Genomic DNA, 13,345 nt, shown 5'->3' on the forward strand with positions numbered 1-13,345 from the left:
AGCTGCAGGCGATGAACAGGACCGCGAACCCAAAAGAGCTCCCATTAGACGATGACAACGGGCCGCTCTATGTGGCCCAGAAGAAAGTCTATCCCCAGAGCACCTCTGGCACCTTCCGCCGGATCAAATGGGGCCTGATGGCCTTCTGCCTCGGCGTCTACTACTTCCTGCCGTTCGTGCGCTGGAACCGCGGACTCGGCGCTCCCAGCCAAGCGGTGCTGATCGATCTTCCCAACAGTCGCTTCTATTTCTTCTTCATCGAGCTGTGGCCGCAGGAGGTCTACTACTTCACCGGCCTGCTGATCGTCGCCGCGGTGGCGCTATTCCTGATGAACTCGGTCGGCGGCCGTATCTGGTGCGGCTATCTCTGTCCGCAGACGGTGTGGACCGACCTGTTCTATGCGGTCGAGCGTCTGATCGAGGGTGACCGGCGCGAGCGGATGAAGAAGGACAAATCGTCCGACCCGATGAAGCTGGAGCGGATCTCCGAGATCGTGCTCAAGCATTCGATCTGGCTCTTGATCGGCTGGTGGACCGGCGGCGCCTGGGTGCTCTATTTCAACGACGCACCGACGCTGGTCAAGGAACTCGTCACGTTCCAGGCGCCGATGCTCGCCTATGTCTGGATCGGCATTCTCACCGCGACGACCTATCTGCTCGCCGGCTACATGCGCGAGCAGGTCTGCACCTATATGTGCCCGTGGCCGCGCATCCAGGCGGCGCTGACCGATGAATGGGCGCTCAACGTCACCTACCGCTACGACCGCGGCGAGAAGCGTACGTCGGTGAAGAAGGCGGCCGAGCTGCGCGCGCTCGGGCAGCAGGTTGGTGATTGCGTCGATTGCTACCAGTGCGTGGCGGTCTGCCCGACCGGCATCGACATCCGCAACGGACCGCAGATGGAATGCATCCAGTGCGGGCTCTGCATTGATGCCTGCGACAATGTGATGACGAAAATCGGCCGGCCGAAGCGGCTGATCGGCTATGACAACGACGTCAACATCCAGCGCCGCCAGGAAGGCAAGGCGCCGATCTACCGCATCGTCCGGGCCCGCACCGTCGCCTACAGCGCGATCATCGCGGCGGTCGGCGGCATCATGATCTATACGCTGGCGACTCGCAGCCTGCTCGACGTCAACGTGCTGCACGACCGCAACCCGGTCGCGGTCAGGCTCAGCGACGGCTCGATCCGCAATGCCTACACGGTGCGGCTGCTCAACAAGAGCGGTTACGACCGGGTCATCGCGATCGACGCGAGCGGCCCGGTCAATGCGACAATCCATGTCATCGGAATCGATTCTGTGACGCCGGACCGGCCGATGATCGTGGTTCCGCGCGACTCCACCAGCGAACTGCGGCTGCTCGTGACCGCTCCGGTGGAGGGCAATCCGGAAAAGTCCATCCCGGTTCACTTTCACGTCACCGATATCGGCCTCGGCGAAGTCGCCAGCGCCACCGACAATTTCGTCGCGCCCTAGGATCAGGAGTTCGCCATGGCAACCAAGCCGCTGACCGGAACCAAGGTGTTTCTGATGCTGGTCGCCTTCTTCGGCGTCGTGATCGGCGTCAACGCGACCATGATGAAGCTCGCGATCGCGACGCTGCCAGGGACGGACGTCGACAGCCCCTATGCCGCTGGGCTCGCCTATGACCGCGAGATCTCGGCGGCGCAGGACCAGGCTGCGCGCAAATGGAAGGTCAACGCCCATGTCGAGCGCCGCGCCGATGGCGGCGCCGTGCTTCAGGTCGAGGTGCGCGACGCGAGCGGCCAGCCGATCGCCGGACTGAAATTCGGCGGCCGCCTGGAGCGGCCGACCGACAAGCGCGCCGATCTCGCCATCGAGCTCTCGGAGGCCGGCATCGGCCTCTATCGCGGCAATGTCGCATCGGTCGCGCCGGGCCAATGGGACCTGGTGATCGAGGGCGAGGCGCGGGGAACGCGCGTGTTCATGTCCCGCAACCGCGTGATCCTGAACTGAAGGATTTTGCCATGCACGTCTCGCGGGACTTTTCGCATTACGTCCGGACTGCGGGCGAGGGCGTCCAGCACATCGATCTCGCGGTCGAGGGCGTGCACTGCGCCGGCTGTATGGCCAAGATCGAGCGCGGGCTGTCCGCGATTCCCGACGTCACGCTGGCGCGCGTGAACCTCACCGACCGGCGCGTTGCGCTGGAATGGAAGGCGGGCAAGCTCGATCCTATCAGCTTCATCGATCGCCTCGAAGAGCTCGGCTACAAGGCCTATCCTTACGAGACCGAGAGCGCGGAGGCGACCGAGGTCGCCGAATCGCGCTTCCTGCTGCGTTGCCTCGGCGTCGCCGCGTTCGCCACCATGAACGTGATGATGCTATCGATCCCGGTGTGGTCCGGCAACGTCTCTGACATGCTGCCGGAGCAGCGCGATTTCTTCCACTGGCTGTCGGCGCTGATCGCGCTGCCGGCGGCGGCCTATGCCGGCCAGCCGTTCTTCCGCTCGGCCTGGCGCGCGCTGTCGGCCAGGACCACCAACATGGACGTGCCGATCTCGATCGGCGTGACGCTGGCGCTCGGCATGTCCGTGGTCGAGACCATCAACCACGCCGAGCACGCCTATTTCGACGCGGCGATCATGCTGCTCACTTTCCTCCTGGTCGGTCGCTTCCTCGACCAGAACATGCGGCGGCGGACCCGCGCGGTCGCGGGCAATCTCGCCGCGCTTAAGGCGGAGACCGCGGCCAAGTTCGTCGGGCCCGACGAGATATCCCAAGTGCCGGTGGCCGCGATCTATCCCGGCGACATCGTGCTGCTGCGGCCCGGCGAGCGCTGCGCGGTCGACGGCACTGTGATCGAGGGCCGTTCCGAGATCGACCAGAGCCTGATCACCGGCGAGACGCTCTATGTCACGGCCGAGCAGGGCACGCCGGTCTATGCGGGATCGATGAACATCTCGGGGACCTTGCGGGTGCGGGTCTCGGCGGCCTCCGAGGCGACGCTGCTCGCCGAGATCACGCGGCTGCTCGACAATGCGCTGCAGGCGCGCTCGCGCTACATGCGGCTCGCAGACCGCGCTTCGCGACTCTACGCGCCGGTGGTGCATGCCACCGCGCTCGTCACCATCCTCGGCTGGGTCATCGCGGGCGCCGGCTGGCATGATGCCATCGTGACCGGCGTCGCGGTGCTGATCATCACCTGTCCCTGCGCGCTCGGGCTCGCCATTCCGACGGTACAGACCGTGGCCTCTGGCGCGATGTTCGAGGCTGGTGTCCTGCTGAATTCCGGCGATGCCATCGAGCGTCTCGCGGAAGCCGATCACGTCGTCTTCGACAAGACCGGCACGCTGACGCTGCCCGATCTCGAAGTGATGAATGCGGCCGATATTCCCGCTGATATCTTCGAGCTTGCCGGACGGCTTGCGCTGTCGAGCCATCATCCAGTCGCCGCCGCGGTCGCGCAGGCCTCTGACGCCAGATCGCCGATCGTCGGCGCGGTCGAGGAGGCCGGCCAGGGCGTGCGTGCTGTGGTCGATGGCATCGAGGTTCGCCTCGGTCGTCCTTCTTTCTGCGGCGCCGAGACGCTGGTCTCGGACGTGACAAATCTGGATCCCGAAGCCTCGGTCGTCGGTTTCAGCAAGGGCAGCGAAAAATTCATCCTCTCCGTGCGCCAGGGCCTCCGCCCCGATGCGCAAGCTGTGATCGCGGCGCTGAAGGCGCGCAATATCGGCATCGAGATTCTCTCCGGCGACCGTGAACCGGCGGTGATCGCGGCGGCCCATGCGCTGGGCATCTCCGAATGGCGAGCCGGCGTGACCCCGGCCGACAAGATCGCGCGGATCGAGGTCCTGAAGCAGCGGGGCATGAAGGTCCTGATGGTCGGCGACGGCATGAACGATGCGCCCTCGCTGGCGGCGGCCCATGTCTCGATATCGCCGATCTCGGCCGCGCATTTGAGCCAAGCGACCGCCGATCTCGTCGTCCTCGGCCGGCCGCTGGCCCCGGTTGTCGCCGCCATCGATGCTTCGCGCAAGGCGCTGCACCTGATGCGGCAGAATCTCTGGCTGGCGATCGGCTACAATTTCCTCGCGGTGCCGGTCGCGATCAGCGGCGTCGTCACGCCGCTGATCGCGGCTGCCGCCATGAGCGGATCGTCGATCCTGGTGATGCTGAATTCGCTGCGTGCGCGCGGCGCCCCGCGGGAGATCGTGTGATGGAAATCCTGGTCATCCTGGTGCCGCTGGCGCTGATGCTCGGTCTCGCCGGTCTGGCCGCATTCCTTTGGTCGCTTCGAAGCGGCCAGTACGACGATCTCGACGGCGCCGCCTGGCGCGCCATCGCCGACGACGAGCCGCCGCAGGAGGCGCCGGCCAAGCGCTAGCGCTTCAAGGCGAGCGTCAGCAGGGCCGCGACAGCGAGCGCCAGGCCCACCCCGGCCACGCAGGCATGCCAGCCATACGCGTCGAACAGCCGGCCGAGGACGGCGGTGCCGACGAGCCCACCGCAGAAATAGCAGGCGAGATAGGTGCCGCTGGCGATGCCGCGGTTTACAGCCGCAGCCTGTCCGACGAATCCTGTCGCAGCCGCTTGCGCGGAAAAGGTGCCGCTTCCGACCAGAACCATCCCGGCGAGGACCGCGCCCAGGTGCGGGACCAACATCAGCGGCAAGCCGACCCCGGCGATGGCGAGCGAGCCCCAGATCGTCGGACGCGTTCCGAGGCGCGACGCCACTTTGCCAGCCAGCAACGTGGTGACCACCGACGGCAGGAAGACGAAGTAAACGAAGCCGAGGTCCATCATGCCCAGCGACAGCGGTGGTCGAACCAGAACGAAATTGACGAATGTGAAGGTGCCGATGAATGCGAACAGGATGCAGAAGCCGATGCCGTAGGCGGCACGCAGCCGTGCATCCTGCCACTGCGCGATCGTCGCGGCAAACGCCGATGCCGTCGACGTCGTTGCACGCGTCGGCTGTACGCGCGCAATGGTGAAATAGACCAGGGCGGCACCGGCCAGATTGAGGGCCGCGAAGAAGTAGAAATTCCATGCCAGGCCAAGGCTATCGGCGATCGCGGCCGACACCAGCCGGCCGACGAGATTGCTGGCGACGTTTCCTGTGATGTAGGCGGCAAAGGCGCCGCCGGAATCCATTGCGCTGCATTGCTCGCCGAGATGAGCCAATGTCAACGCGAAGGCGGATGCCATGCAGAGGCCCTGCGCGACCCGCAGGCCGGTGAAGACGGCAAGATTGGGCGCAGTCGCCAGCAGGCTCGTCGGAATCGCGAGCAGGGTCAGGCTGAGCAGGATGCCGGTCCGCCTGTCGATGTGCGGGCTGAGAAGGCCGACGACGAGGCCTGCGACAGCCATGCCGAACGTGCTGGCGTTGACGGCCAGGCTCATCGCGGCCGGCGTGACGCCGTAGCGGCGCGTCAGCGAGGGCAGGATCGCCTGCGTCGCGAAGAGATCGACGACCGTCAGGAAGGCAGTGAGGCCGATCACGAGAGAGCGAAGCGCAAGACCTGGTGAATGCGCGTCCATCGTCATCGCGGTTGGTTTGATCGGCGCGGAAAGATCGGTCATGGCAGGCCTCCCTTGTGATGAATGTGGCGCCCGCATGCGGGGCAGCATGGGGATCGCGGGCGCCACATTCCGTCACGCGTGCGCTGGGGTCGCGCACCCGTTACATGTTGTGGTCGTGCGGGTCCTTGCGGACGTCGCCGACATAGAGAATGACCGTTTCCTTGCCGAGGTTCTTCCACCAGTGCGAGGTGCCGGACACCTCCGGGCGGATGTCGCCGGCCTTGTGCACGATCGGATCGACGCAGTTGGAAACGTGTTCGACGATCTCGCCTTGCTGCACGAAGATCAGGGCAGGGCGGTCGTCATGGCTGTGCCAGGGCACGATGCCGCCGGGCTCGATGGTCAGCTTGCGGAAGCGCAGCTCGTGGCCTTCGATATGCGCCGGCTGTTTGCCGAGGTCGATGGCGCCGAGCGTGACGTCGGTGACGCCGACCGGCTTGTAGTCGACCATCTGCTGCGCGTTCGGCTTGATCTTGTCGGCCGGGCATTCGCCGGCGGAGACTGGCTGCGCCGAGAGTGTCAATACGCCGAGGATGGCCAGGCCGGGCCAGACCGCACGCGACAATGTGTGATGCTTGAACATCGGGACGTCTCCTGTGTTGGCCGCAACCGCAATGGTCGCTGGCTCTGTTGGGACTTTCGTCGAGAGGGCGCTCGTTCTGAAATGCTCTTTCGCTCTCGCTGCGATAGACCGGCGCTATCGGGCCCGATAGGCGCTCGCTATCGAACCGATTGGGGATTGGCATTTCCGCTTCCCGAGCGACTGGCGTTCGATGGTGGGGCGCCCGGTTGGCGGGCGTTCACGTCACTCCGGAGGAACATCTCATGACGAAATTGTCCAAGACCTTGATTGCCACGGCTGCGTTCGTGGTCATCGCCACATCGGCCTTCTCGGAAGCCACATGGGACTTCAAGGCCGGCATGGCCTACCTGTATGGCGGACCCGGCAAGATGTCGGCGATGGCCATGGCCCCGGCGGAGAAGAACCACGAGGCCATGATGAAGAACGCCAAGAAAGTCCCCGACAACACCGTCTTCTTCATGGACAACGGATCGCTGTATTCCACCTCGGGGCGGCTGGACCCGACCGGCAATTTCTACGTGAACTGATCGCGTGCGCATGACGGCCGCCCCTTGCGGGCGGCCGGATCGGGCACCTAATATTCGTCCCCTGAACGCTGGAGCGCAAGATGACCTCTCTCTCGCCGGCCGATGCCGAGCGGCTTAAACACGCCTTCCAGCGCTGCCGTGACATGGATGGCACGCTGAACGAGCAACTCCGCGCCTATGCCGACGCCAGCCGCGACGTGTTCCCGGCCTATGGCGAGGCAGTCGACAATCTGGTGACCAGATTGAATGGAAACGGCGGCGGCGAGACCGCGCCGCGTCCGGGCGAGTCGATGCCGCCGTTCATGTTGCCGGACGAGAGCGGGCGTCTCGTCGCGCTGTCCTCACTGCTGGAGAGCGGCCCGGTCGCCGTGATGTTTTTCCGCGGCCATTGGTGTCCCTATTGCCGGCTCAATGTCCGCGCGGTGGTCCAGGCGCTGGACCGCGTCGAGTCCATGGGTGCGCGCATAGTCGCGATCATGCCGGAGACGCAGGAATACACCCAGCAGCTCAAGGCGGAAGCTGGTGCCCCATTTCCGATCCTGACCGACCTCGACAACGGCTATGCGTTGTCGCTCAATCTCGCGATCTGGCTCGGTGCCGAGATCCAGCACCTGTTGTCCTATCAGGACATGGCGAAATTCCACGGCAATGATGGCTGGATGCTGCCGATCCCGGCCGCGTTCGTCGTTGGTCGCGACGGTCTCGTGAAAGCCCGCTTCGTCGATCCGGATTTCCGCAAGCGAATCGAGATCGATGATCTGCTTGAAGCGTTGGAAGGCGCGAGCAGGGAGGCCTGAAAGAGTGAGGAGCGAGCGTGGCTGCTACCCCGCAATCTCCCGCCAATCCGCACCGCGCAACATGCGCATAACGGCATTGGCCACCGCCGTGCGCTGCCGGCCGGCCACCCCGTAGAGGCTGACGGTGCGACGGGCGTCCAGCCCGGCGACCGCAGCGCGCGTCAACGTCTCCGGAACGGGCGAGGTGTGCGGCAGCATGGCGACGCCGATGTCGGCCTCGACCAGTTCGATCAAATCGCGCTCGTTCGAGATTTCGTGACCCTGCTCGATCGCGATGCCGTGCTCGCGCAGGCTCGCCGAGATACGGGCGGAATGCTCGCAAAACGTCCGGCTCAGCAGCTGCTCCGCGCGCAGATCGTCCAGTGCGATGCTGCTGCGGCCGGCCAGGCGATGTCCGTCGCTGACCACGAGCTCGAAGCTCTCGGTGAACAGCGGCCAGACATCGAGCCGCTCCCAGGCCTCGTCGATGTCCGCGGCAATCCCTAGCTCGGCCTCGCCCTTCTTCAGGAACTCGGCCACTTCACGACTCGAGCCGCGCAGGAAGCGGAATTCGAGCCGGTTGAACTGCCGCTTGATCTGGTTGAGATGCGGAATGAGGAGCGACAGGTCGATCGCATGCGTCAGCGCGACGCGGAGCGCGCCGATCTCGCCGCTCCGGAACGAGGAGGCCAGCGATCGGGCGCCGGTGGCCGCTTCGAAACACTGCTTCAGCAGCGGATGCATGCGCTGGCCGAGCTCGGTCAATTGCGCCGCGGGCCGTTCGCGGCGAAACAGATCGCCGCCGAGCTCGGCCTCGAGCTGCTTGATCGCGCGCGTCAGCGAAGGCTGCGTCACGTTGCATTCCTCGGCGGCACGCGTGAAGTTCAAGAGTTGCGCCACCGCGAGGAAATAGCGGACCTGGTGCATTTCCATGGATCGGCTCCCGGCAAGATCAGCCGAAAGCTAGCCGATCGGCGCGGAGAATGACATCCCGACCGCAATAGCGCACAGGCATGGTTTCGGAAGCCAACGGGCATTTCCGTCAAACCCGGCGATGCTTCACAGTCGGCTCAGCACAAGTCGTCATGTCAAAGGAGTTTGCCCGTGAATATGTCCGTCAAGCCGCAGACGTCCGCCTCCCGGGCGCTCGCGGGCAAGGTTGCGCTGGTCACGGGCTCAACCAGTGGCATCGGCCTCGGTATCGCGCGGGCACTTGCCGCGGCCGGCGCCGACATCGTGCTGAACGGCCTTGGTGTGGCGGCCGAGCTCGACCGGACGCGCGAGCAGATCGCGGCGGAGTTCGGCGTCAAGGCAAGGTTTTCGCCGGCCGACATGACCAGACCGAATTCGATCGCCGAAATGATCGCGGCGACGGTTGCGCAGGCCGGCCGCCTGGATATCCTGATCAACAATGCCGGCATCCAGCACGTTGCGCCGCTGGAGCAGTTTCCGGTCGAGAAATGGGACCAGATCCTCGCGATCAATCTGTCGTCGGCCTTCCACACCACGCGGCTCGCGCTGCCCGCAATGCGACAGAACGGGTTCGGGCGGATCATCAACATCGCCTCCGCGCACGGCCTGGTCGCCTCGCCGTTCAAGGCGGCCTACGTCGCCGCCAAGCACGGCATCGTCGGGCTCACCAAGGTGACCGCGCTGGAGACGGCAGAAGAGGGCATTACCTGCAACGCGATCTGTCCCGGCTATGTCTATACGCCACTGGTCGAGGCGCAGATCGATGGGCAGGCCAAGGCGCATGGAATCTCGCGTGACCAGGCGATCCGTGACGTGCTGCTGGCGCAACAGCCGAACAAGCGCTTCTCGACCGTCGAGGAGCTCGGTGCGCTCAGCGTATTTCTGTCCACCAACGCAGCGGCCACGATCACCGGGATTGCGTTGCCCGTGGACGGAGGCTGGACCGCGCATTGAGGCGAGCGCGTAACATAGGATCGCTAGGAGCGAACATGGCAAGGGTACGGGCTCTCAGGGAGCAGAATATGAACGATGTGAAGCGCGATACCAGCGTGTCGAAGGATCTGCCCGGCCAGGTGGTGCTGGTGCTTCAGGGCGGCGGTGCACTCGGATCCTATCAGGCCGGGGTGTACCAGGCGCTGCACGAGGCCGGCATCGAGCCGGACTGGATCATCGGCACCTCGATCGGCGCCATCAATGCGTGGCTCATTGCGGGCAACGCGCCTGACCAGCGGCTGCTGCGCCTGAAGCAGTTCTGGAAACGGATGGAGCAGAATCCGGTCTGGAATCTGCGCACCCCGTTTGCCGGCTTCAATGAAAAGCTCGCCTATTGGTCGACCTTGACCCACGGCATTCCCGGCTTCTTCCGTCCCAATCCATTGGCGCATGCGGGCGATTCCTATCCGCTCGGAGCCGATCACGCCGGCTTCTATTCGACGGCGCCGCTGGAGCGGACGCTGCTCGAGCTTGTCGATTTCGGCCGGATCAACCGCTGCGCGCCACGGTTGACGGTCGGCGCCGCTCACGTCCGCAGCAGCCAGATGCGCTATTTCGACAGCCGCGACGGCGAGCTGACGGTGAAGCATGTCATGGCTTCGGGCGCGCTGCCGCCGGCGTTTCCGGCGGTACGCATCGACGGCGAGCTCTATTGGGACGGCGGCATTCTGTCGAACACGCCGACCGAGGCCGTCTTCGACGACAATCCACGCAAAAATTCGCTGATCCTCGCCGTGCATTTGTGGAATCCCGCCGGCGCAGAGCCGACCACGATGGCGGAGGTGCTGAACCGGCACAAGGATGTGCAATATTCCAGCCGGATCGCGAGCCAGATCACGCGCCAGCAGCAAACCCATCGCCTGCGCCACGTCATTAGCCAGCTCGCCGCGCGACTGCCTGAAAGCGAGCGCAGCAATCCGGCTGTGAGGGAATTGATCGACTACGGCTGCCCGACCAGGATGCATGTCGTGCGCCTGCTTGCGCCGCAGCTCGACCGCGAGAGCCACACCAAGGATATCGACTTCAGTCCGTCCGGCATCATGCGGCGCTGGGATGCCGGCTATTCGCACACAAAGTCAGTGCTTGAGCGAAGGCCGTGGGTTGGCGAGTTCGATCCGCTCGCGAGCGTGGTGCTGCACGAACATATGGACGAGATGCCGATGGCGGCGGAGTAGGGCCGCAAGCGATCGTCCCCTTCATCGAATTGCCACATGCCTTGCGGATTGTCGGTCCTGGTCCGCAATCGAAAGTCCCTGCAGGTGGTGTCCGGGAGCGAACTTGAATCTGCCCTTGATACCGTCCGCGCCAACGCGGCGGGACCGGTCGCCGGCGTGTTCGGCCCTGACACGGTGACCTGGCAAATCGACCGCGAGGCCGTGATCTTTCTCGGCGCCGGCCGGGCGCTGCTCCTTCAACTCGCGCATCCCTGGGTCGCCGCCGCCATCGCCGAGCATTCGAAAACCCTCGCTGATCCGATCGGACGATTTCACCGCACCTTCGACATCGTCTTTGCCATGGTGTTCGGTTCGCTTGACCGCGCGCTGTTGTCGTCGCGGCAATTGCACCGGCGCCACAGCATGATCGTCGGCGAGATGCCCGAGACCGTCGGTCCGTTCGCGGCAGGCTCGCGCTACTGTGCCAACGACATCCCGTCGCTGCGCTGGGTTCATGCCACGCTGGTCGAGACCGCGCTGATGGCGCATGATCTGGTCTTGCCGCCTCTCTCGGCGGACGAACGCGAACGCTACTGGGCCGAGAGTCGGTTGTTCGGTGCGTTGTTCGGGTTGACGGCGCACGATCTGCCGGCGGACTGGTCCGGCTTTGCGGCCTACACCGCGGCAATGACGCAGTCGGATACGCTGACCGTCAGCCCGGCCGCGCGCGATATCGCCGCGCAGATCTTTGGTGGAGCGCGCCCGTGGTTGCGTCCGCCGCGCTGGTATCGCGCGCTCACCGCGAGCCTGCTGCCGGAAAGCTTGCGTGTGGGATTCGGGTTCGAGCTTGACGAGCGTGACACCAGATCCGCCGAGAAGGCGCTGCGATGGATACGGCGGGTCTATCCAAGGTTGCCAGACCGGCTGCGCTATGTCGGTCCCTACCAGGAAGCGCAAGCGCGGCTGCGCGGAGAGCCGCAGCCCGACTGGATGACGCGGTGCCTCAACCGTGCCTGGATCGGACGGTCGCAGATGGATGTGCGCGGGAGGGGGTGAAGTCCTCCGCCGTTGCCACAAACCACCGTCATTGCGAGGAGCTCTTGCGACGAAGCAATCCAGGCTGCTGCCACGGAAAACAGTCTGGATTGCTTCGCTACGCTCGCAATGACGAGGACACGCAGGCCTCACACCGCCGCCAGCTTCCGGTACAGCGCGTTGTAGCTGCCGGCCGGGATGCTCCAGGAGAACGACCGTCCCATCGCACTGCGACGCATGGTGTCGAGCTGGTCCTGCGCCATGAAGGCGGAGAACGCACGGCGGACGCCGCCGAGGAAGGATTCATGCGAAGGTTTTGAGAACAGGAAGCCGGTTTCGCCGTCGGTAATGGTCTCGGCGAGGCCGCCGGTCTGGTGGCCGATCGGCAGCGAGCCGAAGCGCTGGGCGTACATCTGGCTGAGCCCGCAGGGCTCGAAGCGTGACGGCATCAATGTGAAGTCGCTACCGGCGAAGATGCGGCGCGCCTGGGCCTCGTTGAAGCCGATCACGACCCCGATCGCGTCAGGCCGCCGGCGATGCGCGTCGATTAGCGCCTGCTCGAGCGCCGGCTCGCCGGAGCCGGTGACCACGATCTGCCCGCCGGCATCGACGATCTCGTCGGCCGCCGCCAGCACGAGGTCGATGCCCTTCTGGTGCACCAGCCGGGCGACGATGCCGAACATCGGGCCGCGCGACACCGCAAGCCCGAACTGCTTGCGCACGTAATCCGCATTGGCCTTCTTGCCGACCCAGTCGCCGGCGCCGAACTGCTGGGCAAGCTGGGCGCAGGAACGCGGGTCCCAGCTCTCGTCGATGCCGTTGAGGATGCCGGTGAGTTCGGCCGCGTCGGAGCGGACTCGAAGCAGACCCTCGAGACCGCAGCCGAATTCATCCGTGGTGATCTCCCGCGCATAGGTGCCGCTGACTGTGGTGAGATGCGAGGCGTAGACCAGCCCGGCCTTGAGGAAGGAGAGCTGGTCGTAGAACTCGACGCCGTCGATGTGGAAGGAGCTCTCCGGCGCGCCGATCCGCCGCAGCGAGTCCTTCGGGAAGAGGCCCTGATAGGCGAGGTTGTGAATGGTCAGGATCGACGGCAGCTTGGAGCCGCGCCAGGCGAGGTAGGCCGGCACGAGCGAAGCCTGCCAGTCATTGGCGTGGATCAGGTCTGCTGCCCAATCCTTGTCCAACGTGCCCATCGCCAGCTCAGCGGCGGCCGAGGCAAAGCGCGCGAAACGGATGTCGTTGTCGGGCCAGTCGCGCCCGGACTCGTCACCATAGGGGTTGCCGGGCCGGTCGTAGAGTTGCGAGCACAACAGCACATAGACCGGCAGGCCGTCCTTGGTCGCGGCGCGGCCGAGCGAGCAGGCCGGCATCTCCGCGAACGCCGGACAGCGGCCAACGACCTGGATATGCGTGAGTTGTTCGATGATGTCGCGATAGCCGGGCAACATGACCCGGATGTTGGCGAAAGGACGAAGGGCTCGGGGGAGTGCAGCGGAAACGGCTCCAAGTCCGCCGACGCGGACAAAGTCGTCCATTTCTGTCGTAACGAACAAGACCCTCAAGAACTGCTGCCCTCTGCCGGAGCCCGATTGCTGCTATGCAAGAACGGGTCCAGTTGCCCTGGAATTCCCAAGCCCGCCCGCGAGACGTGTCTGTTCGGTAAAGACTTTCCTACTCAGCCGCCGCCCTCTAGGGTCGGCGCACCAACAACAGAGAACTTCGATAAGTTCCTAAGTGACTCAAGGACGCAAGC

At 65.1% G+C, this 13,345-nt stretch carries 13 protein-coding genes; 9 read left to right on the forward strand and 4 right to left on the reverse strand.

Annotation, left to right across the window (positions count from 1 at the left end; translation table 11 throughout):
• Positions 1–11 precede the first annotated feature (11 nt).
• Genes ccoG through ccoS form a run of 4 tightly spaced genes read left to right on the forward strand, consistent with a single transcriptional unit; the run spans position 12 to position 4,350 of the window.
• Entirely contained in the window at positions 12–1,478 is a 1,467-nt protein-coding gene (gene ccoG / locus IVB19_RS10650) for a cytochrome c oxidase accessory protein CcoG (RefSeq protein WP_018457130.1), read from the forward strand.
• Positions 1,479–1,493: 15 nt separating this feature from the next.
• Positions 1,494–1,979, forward strand: a complete 486-nt coding sequence (locus IVB19_RS10655) for a FixH family protein (protein ID WP_018457129.1) — start codon at positions 1,494–1,496, stop codon at positions 1,977–1,979.
• Between the two features lie 11 nt (positions 1,980–1,990).
• Positions 1,991–4,183: a cation-translocating P-type ATPase gene (locus tag IVB19_RS10660; RefSeq protein ID WP_247821384.1), complete on the forward strand. Its 2,193-nt coding sequence runs from the start codon at positions 1,991–1,993 to the stop codon at positions 4,181–4,183.
• Positions 4,183–4,350: a cbb3-type cytochrome oxidase assembly protein CcoS gene (gene ccoS, locus IVB19_RS10665; RefSeq protein ID WP_007594007.1), complete on the forward strand. Its 168-nt coding sequence runs from the start codon at positions 4,183–4,185 to the stop codon at positions 4,348–4,350. Before IVB19_RS10660 ends, ccoS begins: the two co-directional genes overlap by 1 nt.
• Here the strand turns inward: ccoS and IVB19_RS10670 are convergent.
• Complete coding sequence (locus tag IVB19_RS10670; RefSeq protein WP_085352100.1) at positions 4,347–5,549, reverse strand: MFS transporter; 1,203 nt, start codon at positions 5,547–5,549, stop codon at positions 4,347–4,349. The genes ccoS and IVB19_RS10670 overlap by 4 nt on opposite strands.
• A 100-nt stretch (positions 5,550–5,649) precedes the next feature.
• Positions 5,650–6,132, reverse strand: coding sequence for a cupin domain-containing protein (locus tag IVB19_RS10675; protein ID WP_018457126.1), 483 nt, complete (start codon positions 6,130–6,132; stop codon positions 5,650–5,652).
• 242 nt (positions 6,133–6,374) lie between these two features.
• Here IVB19_RS10675 and IVB19_RS10680 point away from each other — a divergent pair, with 242 nt between their 5' ends.
• Both IVB19_RS10680 and IVB19_RS10685 read left to right on the forward strand, forming a co-directional pair.
• Positions 6,375–6,659, forward strand: coding sequence for a hypothetical protein (locus IVB19_RS10680; protein ID WP_018457125.1), 285 nt, complete (start codon positions 6,375–6,377; stop codon positions 6,657–6,659).
• 80 nt (positions 6,660–6,739) lie between these two features.
• The gene (locus IVB19_RS10685) at positions 6,740–7,456 is read left to right on the forward strand and encodes a peroxiredoxin-like family protein (RefSeq protein ID WP_018457124.1); all 717 of its coding nucleotides are present in this window, start codon (positions 6,740–6,742) and stop codon (positions 7,454–7,456) included.
• Between the two features lie 24 nt (positions 7,457–7,480).
• On the opposite strand, the gene IVB19_RS10690 is transcribed toward IVB19_RS10685, so the two are convergent.
• A complete protein-coding gene (locus IVB19_RS10690) occupies positions 7,481–8,368 on the reverse strand; it encodes a LysR family transcriptional regulator (protein WP_018457123.1) in 888 nt (295 codons plus the stop codon).
• Positions 8,369–8,545: 177 nt separating this feature from the next.
• Here IVB19_RS10690 and IVB19_RS10695 point away from each other — a divergent pair, with 177 nt between their 5' ends.
• From IVB19_RS10695 to IVB19_RS10705, 3 genes are all read left to right on the forward strand, one after another.
• On the forward strand, positions 8,546–9,361 hold the full coding sequence (locus IVB19_RS10695; RefSeq protein WP_018457122.1) for a 3-hydroxybutyrate dehydrogenase: 816 nt from the start codon (positions 8,546–8,548) through the stop codon (positions 9,359–9,361).
• Between the two features lie 68 nt (positions 9,362–9,429).
• Complete coding sequence (locus IVB19_RS10700; protein WP_018457121.1) at positions 9,430–10,575, forward strand: patatin-like phospholipase family protein; 1,146 nt, start codon at positions 9,430–9,432, stop codon at positions 10,573–10,575.
• Positions 10,576–10,611: 36 nt separating this feature from the next.
• Complete coding sequence (locus IVB19_RS10705) at positions 10,612–11,610, forward strand: oxygenase MpaB family protein (protein WP_249799825.1); 999 nt, start codon at positions 10,612–10,614, stop codon at positions 11,608–11,610.
• Between the two features lie 128 nt (positions 11,611–11,738).
• Here the strand turns inward: IVB19_RS10705 and glgA are convergent, their stop codons facing one another.
• Positions 11,739–13,154: a glycogen synthase GlgA gene (gene glgA, locus IVB19_RS10710; RefSeq protein ID WP_256474603.1), complete on the reverse strand. Its 1,416-nt coding sequence runs from the start codon at positions 13,152–13,154 to the stop codon at positions 11,739–11,741.
• Positions 13,155–13,345 lie beyond the last annotated feature (191 nt).

The organism is Bradyrhizobium sp. 187, from assembly GCF_023101005.1.
GTDB lineage: Bacteria > Pseudomonadota > Alphaproteobacteria > Rhizobiales > Xanthobacteraceae > Bradyrhizobium > Bradyrhizobium canariense_D.